At 61.0% G+C, this 15,701-nt stretch carries 15 protein-coding genes and 1 pseudogene; 10 read left to right on the top strand and 6 right to left on the bottom strand.

The annotated features are described in order from the left end of the window. The first annotated feature begins 10 nt into the window (after positions 1–10). On the top strand, positions 11–1,336 hold the full coding sequence (locus B7E02_RS00305; RefSeq protein ID WP_080791643.1) for a M20/M25/M40 family metallo-hydrolase: 1,326 nt from the start codon (positions 11–13) through the stop codon (positions 1,334–1,336). Here B7E02_RS00305 and B7E02_RS00300 read toward each other — a convergent pair. Then, complete coding sequence (locus B7E02_RS00300; protein WP_080791640.1) at positions 1,317–1,901, bottom strand: TetR/AcrR family transcriptional regulator; 585 nt, start codon at positions 1,899–1,901, stop codon at positions 1,317–1,319. The genes B7E02_RS00305 and B7E02_RS00300 overlap by 20 nt on opposite strands. 104 nt (positions 1,902–2,005) lie before the next feature. Between B7E02_RS00300 and B7E02_RS00295 the strand changes: the two genes are divergently transcribed. Then, entirely contained in the window at positions 2,006–2,386 is a 381-nt protein-coding gene (locus B7E02_RS00295) for a DUF1304 domain-containing protein (protein WP_080791638.1), read from the top strand. On the opposite strand, the gene B7E02_RS00290 is transcribed toward B7E02_RS00295, so the two are convergent. From B7E02_RS00290 to glsA, 3 genes and pseudogenes are all read right to left on the bottom strand, one after another. Then, positions 2,364–3,605 carry an MFS transporter gene (locus tag B7E02_RS00290; protein WP_245802214.1) on the bottom strand — a complete coding sequence of 414 codons (1,242 nt, stop codon included), beginning with the start codon at positions 3,603–3,605 and terminating at the stop codon, positions 2,364–2,366. The two genes, B7E02_RS00295 and B7E02_RS00290, sit on opposite strands and share 23 nt — an antisense overlap. Positions 3,606–3,657: 52 nt before the next feature. Continuing rightward, a pseudogene (locus B7E02_RS14545) lies at positions 3,658–3,885 on the bottom strand (MFS transporter); the annotation flags it as partial. A gap of 133 nt (positions 3,886–4,018) precedes the next feature. Then, positions 4,019–5,020 carry a glutaminase A gene (gene glsA, locus B7E02_RS00285; protein ID WP_080791635.1) on the bottom strand — a complete coding sequence of 334 codons (1,002 nt, stop codon included), beginning with the start codon at positions 5,018–5,020 and terminating at the stop codon, positions 4,019–4,021. A gap of 95 nt (positions 5,021–5,115) precedes the next feature. Here glsA and B7E02_RS00280 point away from each other — a divergent pair, with 95 nt between their 5' ends. The 4 genes from B7E02_RS00280 to B7E02_RS00265 all read left to right on the top strand — a co-directional run bounded on the left by B7E02_RS00280 (position 5,116) and on the right by B7E02_RS00265 (position 8,423). Next, complete coding sequence (locus tag B7E02_RS00280; RefSeq protein WP_080791634.1) at positions 5,116–5,835, top strand: AAA family ATPase; 720 nt, start codon at positions 5,116–5,118, stop codon at positions 5,833–5,835. Beyond that, positions 5,836–6,552 carry an AAA family ATPase gene (locus tag B7E02_RS00275; RefSeq protein WP_080791631.1) on the top strand — a complete coding sequence of 239 codons (717 nt, stop codon included), beginning with the start codon at positions 5,836–5,838 and terminating at the stop codon, positions 6,550–6,552. It begins immediately after the preceding gene. Further along, the gene (locus B7E02_RS00270; RefSeq protein WP_080791628.1) at positions 6,545–7,471 is read left to right on the top strand and encodes a nucleoside hydrolase; all 927 of its coding nucleotides are present in this window, start codon (positions 6,545–6,547) and stop codon (positions 7,469–7,471) included. Before B7E02_RS00275 ends, B7E02_RS00270 begins: the two co-directional genes overlap by 8 nt. Before the next feature lie 133 nt (positions 7,472–7,604). Further along, on the top strand, positions 7,605–8,423 hold the full coding sequence (locus B7E02_RS00265; protein ID WP_080791625.1) for an NADPH-dependent oxidoreductase: 819 nt from the start codon (positions 7,605–7,607) through the stop codon (positions 8,421–8,423). Positions 8,424–8,450: 27 nt separating this feature from the next. Here B7E02_RS00265 and B7E02_RS00260 read toward each other — a convergent pair whose 3' ends face one another. Then, positions 8,451–9,104, bottom strand: a complete 654-nt coding sequence (locus tag B7E02_RS00260) for a hypothetical protein (RefSeq protein WP_080791621.1) — start codon at positions 9,102–9,104, stop codon at positions 8,451–8,453. A gap of 30 nt (positions 9,105–9,134) precedes the next feature. Further along, positions 9,135–9,923, bottom strand: a complete 789-nt coding sequence (locus tag B7E02_RS13875) for a hypothetical protein (RefSeq protein WP_143336575.1) — start codon at positions 9,921–9,923, stop codon at positions 9,135–9,137. A gap of 211 nt (positions 9,924–10,134) precedes the next feature. On the opposite strand from B7E02_RS13875, the gene B7E02_RS00245 reads away from it, so the two are divergent. The 4 genes from B7E02_RS00245 to istA all read left to right on the top strand — a co-directional run bounded on the left by B7E02_RS00245 (position 10,135) and on the right by istA (position 15,639). Further along, positions 10,135–11,481, top strand: coding sequence for an LGFP repeat-containing protein (locus tag B7E02_RS00245; protein ID WP_080791611.1), 1,347 nt, complete (start codon positions 10,135–10,137; stop codon positions 11,479–11,481). Positions 11,482–11,687: 206 nt separating this feature from the next. Beyond that, positions 11,688–12,335: an AbfB domain-containing protein gene (locus B7E02_RS00240; protein ID WP_143336574.1), complete on the top strand. Its 648-nt coding sequence runs from the start codon at positions 11,688–11,690 to the stop codon at positions 12,333–12,335. A gap of 35 nt (positions 12,336–12,370) precedes the next feature. Continuing rightward, positions 12,371–14,284 carry a hypothetical protein gene (locus B7E02_RS00235; RefSeq protein ID WP_080791604.1) on the top strand — a complete coding sequence of 638 codons (1,914 nt, stop codon included), beginning with the start codon at positions 12,371–12,373 and terminating at the stop codon, positions 14,282–14,284. Between the two features lie 260 nt (positions 14,285–14,544). After that, positions 14,545–15,639: an IS21 family transposase gene (istA, locus tag B7E02_RS00230; protein WP_245802101.1), complete on the top strand. Its 1,095-nt coding sequence runs from the start codon at positions 14,545–14,547 to the stop codon at positions 15,637–15,639. Positions 15,640–15,701: the final 62 nt, after the last annotated feature.

Below are 15,701 nucleotides of genomic sequence, written 5' to 3'. Positions count from 1 at the left end.
GCTAAAGCACATGACGCTATACGACGACACCCTCACTCTGCTCAAGGAACTGGTCCGCAATGCTTGCGTGAACGACCTCACCCCGGACTCCGGGCAGGAGGTGCGTAACGCCGACACCTTGGAGCGGTTCTTCGCGGGAACCCCTGGTGTGGAGATTTCCCGTCTGGAACCGAGGTCGGGCCGGACCTCGATCATTGTCACGGTGCCGGGTTCTGACCCCGATGCCGAGCCCCTCACCCTGCTCGGCCACACCGATGTGGTGCCCGTGGATGCACCGAAGTGGACGAAGGATCCCTTCGCCGCTGAGATTTCGGACGGCCGGATCTGGGGGCGCGGTACCGTCGACATGCTGTTTATCACCGCCGCCCAGGCCGCGGTGACCAGGTTGATTGCCCGGGAGGGCGGCCTGCGCGGCACGCTGACCTTCGTCGGTGTCGCCGATGAGGAAGCCCGTGGCGGACTCGGCGCCAAGTGGCTGTCCGAGGAGCATCCGGAGGCTTTCAGCTGGAGGAACACTCTCTCCGAATCCGGAGGGTCACACATCCCGGCGAAGGACGGCAGCGACGCCGTCATCGTAACTGTCGGTGAGAAGGGTGCCGCACAACGACGCCTCCACGTTCATGGCGATGCGGGACACGGGTCGATCCCCTTCGACCGCGACAGTGCCATCGTGAAGATCGGTGAGGTGGCCAGGCGCATCGCCGCAGTCGACCTCAACGTGGCCAAGGATGATGTCTGGCAGGGGTTTGTCCGCGCTTTCCGCTTCGATCCCGCCACCGAGCAATCGCTACTCGACGGTACCGACCCGTCCGCTTATGGAAGCTTCGGCGCCCTGGCCCGCTACGCCCATGCCGTCTCGCACCTGACGATCGCCCAGACCGTCGTGCGCGCGGGGCAGGCGATTAACGTGTTGCCGTCACACGCCCATCTTGAGTTGGACATCCGCACGCTTCCGGGCCAGACCAACGATTACGTGGACGATGTGCTGCGCACCGCTCTCGGCGATCTGGCCGATGAGGTGGAGATCGAACACCTCATTTCCGAGGAGGCCACCGTCAGCTCCACCGATTCGGGGCTCTACCGCGTGCTGGAGAAGGTGCTCGGGGACTTCTTCCCCGACGCGACCGTGGTGCCCACCATATCCTCCGGTGGCTCGGACCTGCGCTTCGGGCGCCGGCTCGGCGGCGTGGGCTACGGCTTTGCCGTCCATGCGCGGGAGCGGACCGTCGCGGAGGCGCTCGGTCAGCTCCATTCCCACGATGAGGCTCTGTATCTGGAGGACCTCGAGCTGACGGTCCGTGGCTATGAGGCTGTGGTCAGGGAGTTTCTGGGATAGTTCGGCGCAACAGTTCCTGCGCGGTGCTGATCGCCGCCGCCGCCTCCGCCGATGACATGCGTGCCAGGGTGAAGGAGGCGATGACGAGTCCCGATATCGTGTCGGCGGTCAGATCCGGATCGCGTGAGCCTGCTGCGACCGTGCCTGCGTGGATGGCCGTGCGCAGTTCTTTCCTGTAGCCGACGAGGATGGCTGAGATTGCGGCGTCGTGGCCGATCGGCGCGCCGGCGGAGTTGAGTAGCAGGCAGCCGTTGACCGCGGCGAACGAGGTGGCATCAGCGAACACTGCCCGCAGTCCGTCGAGGTAGTCCATGAGGGCGTCCGGGGCGACGTCGGGTTCGGTGAGCGGTTTAAGCCGTGGGCGGATGATGGTGGCGAGGTAGTGGTTGACCACGGCGTCGAAAAGCTTTTTCTTGGAACCGAAGCTGTTGTAGATGCTGGAGCGGGCCAGGCCGGTCGCCTGCTCGAGCGTGGGCACGGACGTCGTCTCGAAGCCGTTTGTCCAGAACACCTGCAGTGCCTCGTTGAGAACCGTGAGGTGATCGAATTCCTGGGACCGCGCCATCATGCTCCTCGGTTCGTGGGGTTGAAATTTTGTAATGACTGTTTCAGAATACTCCGGAATGGTCGTTACAAAAAGTTGCGATCTATAAGGATCAAGGAGATCCCATGCTCACCGTCGCCCTCATCCTGGCGGCACTCGCCGCCCTGCTCCACGTGTTCATCTTCTACCTGGAATCCATCGCATGGACCGGCCCACGGGCGCGTGCCACCTTCGGCACGACCCCCGAGGGCGCGCAGGCAACCCGGGAGATGGCCTTCAATCAGGGGTTCTACAATCTCTTCCTGGCCATATCCGCGGGCGTGGGTATCGTCCTGGTGCTCACCGGACACACGAGTATTGGCGCCACGCTCATCTTCGCCGGCGCCGGATCGATGGCGGCCGCAGCACTCCTGCTCCTGGTCACCAGCCCGAACAAGCGGTCTGCGGCAATCAGGCAGGGCATATTTCCCCTGTTTGCCGTGATTACTCTTGTGCTGGCGCTGTGAGGCCCGCAGCCTCCTTCTTGTGCTCCCCATCGGGGATCTCCCCGGGCGGGTAGCGCGGCAGTCGGCTTGCCTGGAAGATCGCGGTGGCGCTGAGCGCGGCGAGGAGGAGAAGGCCGAGCTTGAGGGCGTCGAGACGCGCCTGCTCGTTGATCTCCACCGCCGCTTCAACCCGGGCAGGGCTGGCGTCGGTGGCGGCGAGGACATCGCGGAGATCATCGTTGGCCACGAAGTTCACCGAATCCAGATCAACCTGGGAGACGAGCTCGGGTGGTAGTTCAGGGTGGTCGATGAGTGCCTTGCCTACCACCGTGCTGGGGATGGTCACGAGCAATGCTCCGGCGACAGCGGTGCCGACGGTGGACGCCAGGCTCTCAGAGGTACCGCGGATCGAGCCCACGTCTCCGGCCAGATGCTTCGGTGCCGCGGTGACAAGGACGTTGAAAACGAGTATGACCAGCGCGCCCTGTCCGATTCCAAGGACGACGAGGCCGAGAATCGTCGGGATCGTCTCCCAGTTGTTCGTCACCACCAGTGACAGCCAGGGGAGTGCGACAGTGGTGAGCGTGAAGCCGAACATGCCGATCGTTTTCGGTGGGTAGCGCTTGTAGAAGCGCACCACGAGTGTCGCGGTGGCGAATACGGTGAGGTTGAATGGCATCATCGCCAGTGCGGTATCGAAGGAGGTCCGCCCCTGAATGATCTGGACATACAGCGGGATGGTGAAGTTCAGTGCCGCTTCCAGCGCAACGACGATGAACTTGGCGTACACCGCGGCCCGTTCGCTCCCCCGGCCGAGAACACTGAGATCCACCAGCGGAACCTTGCCCTGGGCGATGCGTCTGCGCGTCCACCAGAAGAAGATCTGACCGAGGACAATGCCCGCGACGATGAGCATGGGTGCTGGTGAAAGGCCCACAACGTCAAAGGGCGCCCCGTTCTCGGCGAAGAAGGGTCCCCAGGAGTTGAGGTTGTTGAAGCCGAGGGTGAGCATGACCACGGCTGCGCCGATAAGGACCGCGGCGATGGCATCGATGCGGATGCCGGCGTCTCCCTTGGCGGAGGTGAGCCGGGAGCTTAGGATGAACACCGCGACAGCGAGCACGAAAACAATTCCGAACACCGGGCGCCATCCGATGAGGGTGCCCGGTGCACCGCCGTCGAAAAAGGCCGTCACACCCGAGATGGCGCGCGCTGAGCCGAGGGCACCGATGCTGATCACCGTGGTAATTCTCCGCGATGAGCGCCACCAGTGAGGGGACGATGACGGCGGCGGAGGCGCCCGCGACGGCCTGCCCCGCGATCGCCCAGTCCACCGAAGGCGAGAGCAGCATCATTGGCGCGGACACCCCGAAGGAGACGATGACGATACGGAAGATGAGGACCCAACCCACGCGTTGGCCGAGTTTCGCGCCGGTCATCACCAGCGTGGCCACTGCGAGGCCGTACACCACGATGGTGGAGCTGATGGTCGTCGGTGGAACGCCGAAATCCCCCACCATGCCTCCGAGCGACACGGGCAGCGCGGTGACGTTGAATGACATGAGAACCTGCCCGAGGAAAGGGCCCACCATCGGGATTCAGGAACGGTGTTCGTCGTGATGGGGTACAGCTTGAGTGTTCACGGTGTTTTTCCTAACGTGTGGCGACTTGGACGGAGGAGGCGAAGAGATTGAGGCCGAGTGCCCGGGACAGCCGCGCGATGACACGTTGACCGCGTTCGCTGTTCCCCGCTGAATCCAGGGGAGGGGAGAATGTGGCCACGGCCCCCTTGCCCGGGGCCACGGCGACGATTCCACCCGACACACCCGACTTGGCGGGCAGACCGATCTCGAACAGCCAATCTCCGGATCCCTCGTACATGCCCGTCGAAGCGAGGACAGCGAGGGTGTCGCGGCACACCCGGGCGGAGACGACGCGCTCCCCGGTGAGCGGATTGACGCCGGCGTCGGCAAGCGTGGCTCCCATGACGGCGAGGTCGCGCGCGGTAACCAACAGGGAGCACTGTCGGGTGTAGATGTCCACGACACCGAGCGGGTCAATGTCGATGCGCCCGTAACTCTGCAGCAGCCGCGCGAGCGCCTTGTTGCGCATGTTGGTCTCTGATTCGGAGCGGTAGACCTCATCATCCACAACCAGTTCTCGCCCGGCGAAGTCCGAGAGCGTGGCGCGGATCCCCTCCCACTTCTCATCGAAGGTGCACCCGGGCGTCAGGGCGGTGGTGGCCAGGGCTCCCGCGTTGACCATGGGGTTCATCGGATGACCGTGATTGAGTTCAATTGCCATCACCGAGTTGAACGGCAGTCCGGTGTTGTTCACCCCCACCCGCTTATGGACGGCCTCGTGTCCGAACGCCTCGCACACCAGCGCGTAGACGAAGGCCTTGGAGATCGACTGAATGCTGAACAGGGTGTCGGTGTCACCCACGGCGTGCGTGGCACCCGCTGATTCGACCACGCAGACACCGAACAGGTTCGGGTCGGCGTCGGCGAGCGCAGGGATGTAGTCGGCGACTGCCCCGGCCGTGTGGTTGCGGTAGCGCGTATAGGCGGCCGTCACCAGTTCATCGACCCTCCCGCGGGAGGGCAGCGAGCCGGTGGAGACCTCCTGCTTGATGTCGGGAATATCCAGGTGCATGGAGCTGCTCCCCCTGTTGCTGAGCGGTGTGAGTATCGGCTCAGATTACTCCAGAGTGTCTGACACCGCTGTGACGGGGCGGTATCCTTGGTCCCATGTTTCTCACCGCCGCGCGTATCGACGCCCCCCTCACCGGCGTCGAACCGTATGTTGCGGACCTGCCCGCCGTACGTGCCCTCCAGGAATGGCCGTTGCGGTTCACACGTCCGGTCACCGTGATTACCGGGGACAACGGTGCGGGCAAGTCCACCCTCGTGGAGGCGTTGGCGGTGGCGATGCGCATCAACCCCTCGGGCGGGTCGCGTCATGTGAGGTTCGGCAGGGAGGATGCCGTGTCCTCTCTCTATAGAAGCATCACCGTGACCCGCGCCTTGAACCCGGAGGATGCGTTCTTCCTGCGCGGGGAAACCATGTTCACCATGGCCGGCTTCTACGAGGCACTGGGCCAGCCGCCGGGTTCCATAAAGATGGATGATTTTCTGCACATGAGTCACGGGCAGTCGCTGATGACACTGGTCCAGCGCCGTTTCGGGGCAGGGGGGCTGTTCATCCTCGATGAGCCCGAGGCTGGGCTGTCCATCCTGCGCCAGTTGGAACTCCTGGGCAAACTGCATCACCTGGCAGGAAAAGGTTCACAGATCATCATGGCCACGCACTCGCCGGTGCTCATGGCGATTCCCGGCGCGCAGCTTCTTCAGGTATCCGACGATGGCATCACCGAGGTGGATTTCGAGGACTGTGAGGCGGTGCAGGCGGCGCGGGAGTTCGTCGCGGATCCGCGGGGAACAGCCGGCTACCTGGTGGGGGATGAGTAGGTGTTCCTCCGTAGGTACCTGCTTCTCGACGCCCCGACGAAGGCTCCCCCACCCTGGATCGCCACGGTCCCGGCGTTCCGGGTACTCAAGCAGCACAGGGCGCTTGACTTCCGTGCCCCGGTCACCATCTTGACCGGAGAGAACGGGGTGGGAAAGTCCACCCTGTTGGAGGGCATCGCGATCAGCTGCCATTTCAATGAGCGGGGCGGGCCCTTCGGTGCGCAGGCGGCGGGCAGATCGAATCCCTTGCGCGATATCGCTGATGTCGTCCGGAGCAACCGCCCGATGGACGGGTACTTTCTTCGCGCTGAGTCTCACTTCAACGTCGCCTCCGACTACGGTGACAGCGCGCCGGGGGTGTCCAACCTGCACCACATGTCCCATGGCGAATCGGTGATGCAGGTCGTGCAGCATGCCTTCCACGGCAACGGACTCTATCTTCTCGACGAGCCCGAATCCGGCCTCTCCATGATCCGCCAGATGGCTCTGCTGGCTGAGCTTCACGCGGTGGCGCAGGCGGGTGCGCAGGTCATCGTCGCCACGCACTCGCCGGTGCTGCTCGCCCTCCCCGGCGCCGAGATCTGGGAGTTCGGCGTCGATGCCACGTTCCGGCGCGGCGTGCCCGTGGAGGCGACCGTCCCGTTTCGTGCGCTGCGGGACTTCCTTGATGATCCCCACGGGATCGCCGATTATATGGTGGGGATTACCGATGACTGATGTACCTGACGTTCTCATTGACTGCGACACCGGCATCGACGATGCTCTCGCACTGATCTATCTGGCGGCCCTCCATAAGCGCGGGGAGATCCGTCTTGTGGGAGCCACCACCACCGCGGGCAATGTCGGCGTGGAGCAGACGGCGATCAACACCGGGTGGGTGCTCGACCAGTGCGGCGTGCCCGAGATTCCCGTGGTCCCCGGATTGCCCGGGCCACGGCATGTTCCGCTGGTCACGACCCCGGAGACACACGGGGAGCACGGCCTCGGCTACGTCGATCCGGGCCAGGTGGAGGTGCCTGCCGGTGATTGGCGGCGCTTATGGAAGGGGGCGCAGTTACGCCACATCATCACCGGCCCCGCGACCAACCTCGCGGCCTATGGCCCTGTCCCGGGGGCGGCCCTCATGGGTGGTGCCTACCTTTACCCCGGCAACACCACGCCGACGGCGGAGTGGAACACCTGGGTGGATCCACACGCGGCGAAGCAAGCATTTGCCCAGGCCACGTCACCGATCACAGTATGCTCCCTCGGTGTGACCGAGCAGTTCACCCTTGATCCGGCCTCACTGTCCATGCTTATCCACGCCCTCGGACCCATCCCCATAGCCCGCCACCTGCCCGAGATGCTGCGCTTCTATTTCGAGTTCCATGAAAAGCAGGGGGAGGGCTACCTCGCGCAGATCCATGACCTTCTCACCTGCATGATCTCGCTGGACACGGTCCCCTACTCCGGTTACGAGGCGACGGTGGACGTTGAGGCGGACTCCCCGTTGCTGCGCGGCACCACGGTCGCCGATGTTCGCGGGCACTGGGGCCGACCGCGAAACGCCCTCATCGTGGATACCGTGGACATCGCCGCCGCCCACGCGGAACTCCTCCGCGCGGTGTCGCCGCCGTTCCCGCCCGCCGCTCCATGAGTTTAAGTTGGCTGGAAACAGCGCATCGCTTTGGACATCACCGATTTTTGATCCACCACGGTTGCAAAGCAGCAGCACACCCATGCGGTGAGGGTAGCCTGGTCTGGCAAATGATCACCGACGAAGGACATCAATGACGACACCGGAAGAACTCCTCGCTGCGCGCTATGGCGCACCCACCCAGTGGACGCCACCGGAGTGGAATGACACCCTCGACCTGCTTCACCGACACCGTTCGGTGCGTAAATGGTTGAATGAGCCGGTGGATGAGGACACGATCCGCACCATCATCTCTGCGGCGCAGTCGGGGGCGACCTCATCGAATAAGCAGGTCATCTCCGTCATCGCCGTGCGCGACCCGGAGCTGAAGAACGGTCTGGCCACGATCACCCGCCAGATGTACCCGCATCTTGAGCAGGTGCCGGTGGTGCTGATCTGGCTCATCGATTACTCGCGGATTCGTGCTGTGGCAGCCCGCGAGGATCTGCCCACCGGTGCGCTCGACTACCTCGATGAGGTGGGGCTCGGTTTCCTCGATGCGGGGATCGCGGCGCAAAATGCGGCCATCGCGGCTGAGTCGCTGGGCCTGGGCACCCTCTATCTCGGTTCCGTGCGCAACGATGTGGAGGCGGTGCAGGAACTGCTCGGCATTCCTCCGGAGATCGTGCCCGTTGTTGGCCTGGAGGTGGGACACCTCGATCCTTCCGAGCCCGCGGGCATCAAGCCGCGCCTTCCGCAGGAGGCGATCGTGCACTGGGACACCTACTCCGCGCCCGATCCCTTGCTTATCGACGCCTACGACCAAGCCCTCAACACCTACTACTCCCGCTACGGGCAGCATCAGTTGTGGTCGCGGCAGACGGCGCACAGGGCGGCGTCGGAAAGCGTGACCAAAACCAACAGGCAGTTCCTGCGGCGGGTGCTGGAGCGCGCCGGGTTCGGGTTGAAGTAGGAATCGTTCTCCTTGCGTTTCGACGACCTAGTCGAACCACAAGCTGATCAGCTGCCCCAGTGCAGGATCGTTGAAAACAGTTACTTGATCAGCGGCGACGGCGAAGGCATGGATCATGTCGGGATTGTCGGTATGGGCAGGGGGAACGCGGAGGAGAAGGTCCGCGTCGTCCTCCTCACCGCCGAAGGCGAGGACCTCCACACCCCAGGCGGTGTTCCAACTCTTCAGTGCCAGTGCCATTTCGCCTGGTTCCGCGACATTCATGCAGCCACGCCATTCGCAGGCCGCGACCGTGGTCCAGGTGGGGCAGCTGATTGCCACTAATCCCCAGTTGTCCTGCTCAGCATAGATGCTTTCGAGGCTTTCGACCGCCTCGATCGGCTGGGGTTCGCGTCCCTCGCCGAGCAGGTCAGACGGGATGATCGTCTCGGACAGGGTGCTCAGGCTGTCACCGTCGTCGGTGATCGCCTCAATATCCTGGTCCTCGATGTCAGCGTCCCCGTTCCACCATCCCCAGGTGATCAGGGACCAACCGGGTAGCTGGGATGCCACCAGCTCCAGTTGTTCAGGGGTGGGCAGGGTGAACTGCTCGAAGAAGACGTAGGTTAGGCCGCGAAACTCGAGGTGATCGTTGATGGCGGGGAAGAGATCGCTGTGAAACTCGGTGGGAAGGTCAGACACTGGAGTGCTCTTTCTGTGGTTTTATGGAGATCAGCTGTGGGAGGCGGAGATGCGCTTCGCCTGCTCGTTGGCGATGGTCGTGATCAGGTCCACGTCAACAGTGTCGGGTGCGGCGACAGTAAAAGTGATGCCGTCGGTGGTCGCGGTGACCATGGTGATGCTCTGCCCGATTGCCTCGCCGCTCAGGGCGGCGTTATTCAGACTTACGTCGTTGAGCGTCACATTCGCGGAGACCAGGACCTCGGCACCATCGACGGTGATATCCGCGGGGAGGGTGCTGTAGCGCATGGCACCCTGGTCCGCGGATTCTGCTGTGCTGCGGGTGAATTCGGTGCATTCGCTGAGACTGGCCGGATAGATCTGAGGATCTACCGGGACCGAGGTGATATTGACAAACACCGCATCGGAAGCATTGGCGATGCTGCTGTAACCTGCGGTTGCCGTGGTGTCGGTCGGCTCCATCATCCAATCGAGAATGGTGAGCGAGTCGATGGCAACGCCCTCGCATTGCGACGGCTCGAAAATGCTGTCCGCGATCGGCAGACCTTCTTCGGCGCCGCCTGCTGTAAGGATTTCGCTGAGTGAAGGTTCGCCTTCTTGGGCGGGCGGGGTGTACTCGAATCCCTCGGGGGTGAGGGAGGTATCGACGATGAGTTCCGATAGCGCTGCGGACTTCTTTTGGGTGCTGGTTGCGCTGTTGGTACTTGAGCTTGAGGATGTCACTTCGGTGGACGAGTTCTCGCTGCTACAAGCAGTGAAGAGCAGTGCAGTGGCGGATAGTGTCAGTGTAGTCAGGCAGGAACGCGTGGGGAATCTCATGGTTCAGTAGGTCGTCTATCCTCTAGTTGGCCAGGCTGGAAGCCAATGTGCAGGATCAGCATAAGCGTTTGTTGCCAGTGGTGCTTAAGTTATGGGTGGGAGTAGTGCGAAAGTGGGTATTTCACCGGTTGGGAGTGCGGAACGTGTTCCCCCTGAATTGGGGTAACAGCTCTTATTCATCAGATTTTCACCCTGCACACAGATATTTCCAATGATAGCGTCCGTTCACTATGAGAGGCCAACGAAAAAAAGGAACGCTTTCACTGGCGCCATTATCGCAACTGTACTGATAGCAACAATGGTGGCTACGCCGGTCGCGTACGCCGATGTATTTCATGGTAAGTGGATTCGCGGGGCGATAGCGGAGACCTACCTCAGGTTGGGAGGGCATTCCGCCTGGGGAGATGCCATCAGTGATGAGACACCCGGAGCCCGCGGAGGGTTAAACCAGCATTTTCAGAATGATGCCTCAATCTTCTGGAATGCGGACGTCTCCGGTGGAGTGGCACGGCAGGTTGGTGGACTCATCAGATCCAAGTGGGAGGAAAAGGATTGGGAGCGCGGCTATCTGGGGTATCCCACCACTGACGAAACAGCGCTGCCGAACCGCACGGGCCGCTTCAATCACTTTGAAGGGGGTTCCATCTATTGGAGCCCGGAGACAGGGGCGCATCCCGTATCTGGAGCCATCAAGGAATACTGGAGTACACAGGGCTGGGAGAATTCACCGCTTGGGCTACCCACGTCGGATCCTGGACTTGATGTCTTGGACGCGACAGGTGTCCAGCATTTTGAAAATGGTGACGTGCGGGTGGGACTGCGTTCCCTGACTCCTCTGCCTGTGAGCGACAAGAAGCCGCATTCGAGCTACCGCGTTGTTGTACCTATTTTTCCGGTCGATTTCTCTGCTGGATCGAAAACAGCTCATCTTGGACCAGAGGGGTTGAATCAGCATGTGAAACGTGCTTTCTCCACATTGTTCCCCTACTCCAGTTGCCCGACAAGAATCACGGTTGGCTCCACCTGCGAACTCACAGCCATGGGCGGACTGCAGGAGACGGTGAAGGTATCCACGATCGCTGATGACGGCTTCGCGTTGACTACCACGGCAGGATCTCCTGAAGGCGCAGGGAGAACGACCACCTTCACGTTCACTCTGGTATCGAGCAGATCGACAGATGCCGATTTGGTATTCCCCAATTCCGCCTCGCAGATACTATTCGGAACCTCGGAACCGACGACATCCTGGGTGTCACTGAGCGTTGAGTCATTCGGGCCGATTGCGACTGCACAGTGGTCTGGCCCCTTCAACAATCGACGGATCGGTGCCGCTTCCTGGGCGAAGATGGGCGGGAACATCCTTTCCGCGACGGACAATATGAAGACCGTGTATCTGGTGGAGGGAATCGAGGAGGACTCTCTCGCGGGTGTTTCCGCCTCACCTTTTGAAGAACAGCTCTCACCGACCATGACGTCATTTGAGGAGCGTACTTCCCCGGTGCCGTCTGAGCTTCTTCCACTGGAAGAATGCGCCGTCGCGGGATGCGAGGTTGAATAAATGATAAAGCGACATGCCCTTACCCTCGGAACCGCACTTGTAGCGCTACTCGTGGCACCTTCCATAGCCAATGCCACGCCAGGTAGCGATGGTGGCGTCAGTGCTGCCGTGTGTAACTACAGCCGGCCCCAGATTCAATTGGACACCTCCGGTGGGAGGGATCCGTTTGTTTTGAAACCACTGGTACAGGCTGGATAAGAACCGACGTGGCGAAAGTCTACGGAATCTACAACCGATCGGCTTCTGACGTTGCTGTGGCTTTCAGGCTTCCGGAAGGAAATGTGTTTTGGCAAGAGACAATCGCCGCCGGAGCCGTGAGAACTCTCGATGTTGATCGTGCTCGTTCGAGAGTCATTGAGATGGTGGTGGGCACCCCATCGGCAACCTCCGGGCAGGGGCAGGGGATCATACAGGAAGGATCTGCTGTCTCCTTCTACAACAGCGCCTTTCTCTCGCAGGGAACGCTGGGGTTTGACGTTTTCGACGATAAAGCGAAGCTGAAATCGGTCAATCAGAACAGCGGATTTGAAGATCGACTGGATGCGTCCTTCGTTGTTCGGGCCGGCCTGTCCGACCCTTCGTGTGTCAGCCTCCAGAGCGCTTCATATCCAGGGGTTTACCTTCAGGCTGCAGCAGCAACTGCGGGTGGGGTGGTGCGGACCTCATCACCTGTGGCTAATCGCGCGACATGGTGTGTGACTGAGGTGAATAGCACACAGGTTCGTCTACGGCTCGCCGATGGCACCGGACGTTGGCTGGAGAACACCGGCCTGGGATCAGTGGGGTTGAAGTCCAACTCCTCAAATAGCGGATTGTGGCGGCTTGACCGCGGATTGGCGGACCCGCAGTCATGAGATGCAATAAAACAGTTAAGTCGTGGTTCCGTTGCGTGGTGGGCACGGTAGCCTTCATTGCAGTTCTTTTCGGTGCTGTATTCACCCACGGCGTTCCCGAAGCGCGCGCGCAGGAGCTTCCGACTGCTGCACGCCAACTTGCAGTCAATGCTGCCATGGGTCCTCTCCCGAATGCGGCTGCGGCTGGTATCGCAGCATTGGCGGACGGCGGCGAAGGACTTCAGGAGTTCGCTGATACCGGATATGTGGAAGCACAGAAGGCTGATCTTGAACGAATCTTCGCCTTTCTGGTGAAAGTTACGGGACCAACGGCGGGTGCTGAGGCAAACCGGATTCTTGAAACCGGAAACGTCGATGAAATGCTTGAGTTCATCGACTCCGGGTGGGAGTCGCTTCAGCTGATTGATGACCGTGCAACGGTGACAGCTCTGAGCGAAGGTGACCCGAACGATGTTGTTACCCAATGGGCGCAGGAGGCGTTGGCTGGCGGTGATGAGGCCGTCACCGCTTTCATCTCTTCAGGTCAGTTTGAGGCCGAATCCCACGATAAGCGGCGTTCCCTGTACGAACTAGCTGCTTCCCCGTTGCCATCTGTTGCGTCGGGTTCTCAGTACGCACTGACGAGTGGTTCGGATCAGGTGATCACCGAGTTCCTCGAGTTCGGACAGTTCGCGGCAGCGGCCGCGGATCAGGAAGTACTCGACGTTTCAGCATTGGTGGATCGTGTACGTTCTGAAACCGACGCCGCGATCGACGCCTACAACGATGCTGTAGAGAACGGAAAACAGGCAGAACGTTCTGCAGAGGCGGCCCGGTTGGCCACGGAGCGTTCGCGCGACCATGCGCTGGCTGCCGGCGCGGCGGTGAAGAAGGCGGAGGCTGGAGCACAACAAGCTGGTGAAATGGCGAGGTTGGCGGGGCAGTCCGCCGACGAGGCGGTTGCTGCGGCGGATGAAGCCCAGGCGGCGATGATACGCACTGCGGAAGCTATGAACCGTGCAGCGGCTGGTGCAGCTCAAGCTCAGCGCTATGCAGCCACTGCCCAACAACATGCGGCAGCAGCTTATGGTGATTCGAGGGTTGCTGCGGATGCTCGCAAGGCCGCTGAAGAAGCGGAGCGGTTGGGCGGGTTGTCCAGGGATCTTTCCTTGATCGCTGCGAAAACGGCGGAGACACAGTTTCACGCTAATAATGCCAGTGCTGCAGCCGGTAATGCCGCATCGAATGCTGACGCGGCGGCGGCCGCGGCAGAGCAGGCATCGTCGGCGGCTGGTCTAAGCGAACAGGCAGCTGCGGAGGCTCGAGAGGGTGCTGCTGTGGCACGTGCGGCCGCCTCACGTGCGCGTGCAGCATCCAATCGAGTCAACGATCTCATCGTTCAGGTAGCCGGGAAGGTCGATGAGGTTCAGGCTGCGGCCGTCGAGGCTGAATCCCAGGCTAAGTTTGCTGCGCAGGCTGCCTATGAAGCGGTTGCCCATGCAGGTGATGCTTCCGTCGCTGCTCAGAAAGCTGGTGAATCTGCGCAGAAAGCGCAGCAGGCTGCGGATGCAGCGGAAGCGACAGCGACTCTGGCGTTGGAAATCTCTCGACTTGCTGATACTGCCCGGGAAAAACTCTTCACCGACGAACGTGAACAACGATACGAACAAGCTCATGCGAATGCTCAGGCAGAAGAGAACGTTAAGCGGGATGAAGCGGAGAAGGAAAGAGCGAAGAAGAACTGGCGTGCCTCCGGAGACCGGATTGTTGAGCTGGCCGAGGATCTGGATGTGGATCTTGAGGACCACACGGAGGAACTGTATTCGAAGACATTGGAACTGGTGCAGTATGCGCCGGAACCGGTTCGAGGTGCCGCGGCGGTGGTGATGACCTCCGGCACCGACGAGGCCATCATTGAGTTCGCAGTCAGCGGTTATCCCTTTGCACTAGGTCAGTATGAGTGTGTGTGATCAACTCTTTGTAGGCCGATTCAGCAGAGAATCCCGGCCATCTCAGCGGCAGGTTTCCGGCCAGAAAAGCGCAGAAACCAGCCACCCAATCCACACCAAGTCACGACCGCCCAAATCCCCCACAAAGACACCCACCCCAAAGCAAAAGGGCCACAGGTCCACCACTGTTAGCTAAGTTCCTTCCTTGACGCTTCTCAATCCATTTCACAAGCAGAAGCGCTAAGACAACCGGAGGAACCCGAAAGAAGATGGCAGTACCCATGACCACTGTTGAAAGTATCAGAAGACTTGACTCCCAAGGAGTATCCGGCCGTGAAATCGCCCGCCGACTAGGGATAAGCCGAGACTCGGTGACCAAATACACCAGCATCGATGATTTCTCCCCACAACCTCCCACCCCAACCCGACGCCCCGGAGCCAAAACCCTCAACGGACTTCACACCACCATCGAAGAATGGCTCAACGAAGACAAAACCCGCCCCCGTAAACAACGACACACCAGCAAACGAGTCTTCGACCGGCTCGTGGAGGAATACGACTACCAAGGCTCGTATTCGCCAGTGCAACGATTCATCAAAGCCTGGAGAGAAAACCAACGCATTCCCAGCCAGGGATACCTCGAACTAACATGGCACCCCGGCACAGCCCAGGTGGACTTCGGACAAGCCGAAGCCATCATCGCCGGTGATCGTCTCGCCCTGCACATTCTGATCGTGACATTCCCGTATTCAAACATGCGCTTTATCCAGGGATACCGCGGCGAAACCGCCGAATGCGTCTGCCACGGACTACGCACCATCTTCGAACACATCGGTGGTGTACCCCAACAACTAATCTTTGATAACGCCACCGGCGCAGGACGCCGTACCGGTACACACATCATGGAGTCGACGATGTTCTCCGCATTCAAGCTCCACTACAGAACCACCGCCCGCTACTGCAACCCCTATTCCGGAAACGAAAAGGGAAGCGTCGAAAACGCCGTTGGATTCCTCCGCCGAAATTTCATGGTCCCCGAACCGGTCACCACATCTTTACGCAGCCTGAACACGACTTTCCTCAACAAATGCCAACACCTAGCACAGCAGATCCACTATCGTAAGAAGCAGCCGATCGCCGAGCTATTCACCGAAGATCGTGAAGCCTTTATCGATCTCCCCGGAATCGGGTTTGACCCTGTGCGCTATGAAACCCGTAAAGCCAACAACACCGGAACGATCACCGTCGATGATAATTTCTACCTCGCAGGACCCGCGTTCCACAATCGGTTGCTCACTGTTGCTATCCGCCATGAACCGGCCCGGGTTCTGTGCCGCTTCTATGCGGGGAGCGACTCCTCGGTGAGGGCCGCGTAGTAGGTCGCCTCGAACTCGTCGGGGCTGACCATTCCAAGGCTACCGTGAAGCCTTCGGTTGTT

This window comes from Corynebacterium pacaense, assembly GCF_900169525.1.
GTDB lineage: Bacteria > Actinomycetota > Actinomycetes > Mycobacteriales > Mycobacteriaceae > Corynebacterium > Corynebacterium pacaense.
This window is presented reverse-complemented; position numbering and strand designations above follow the sequence as displayed.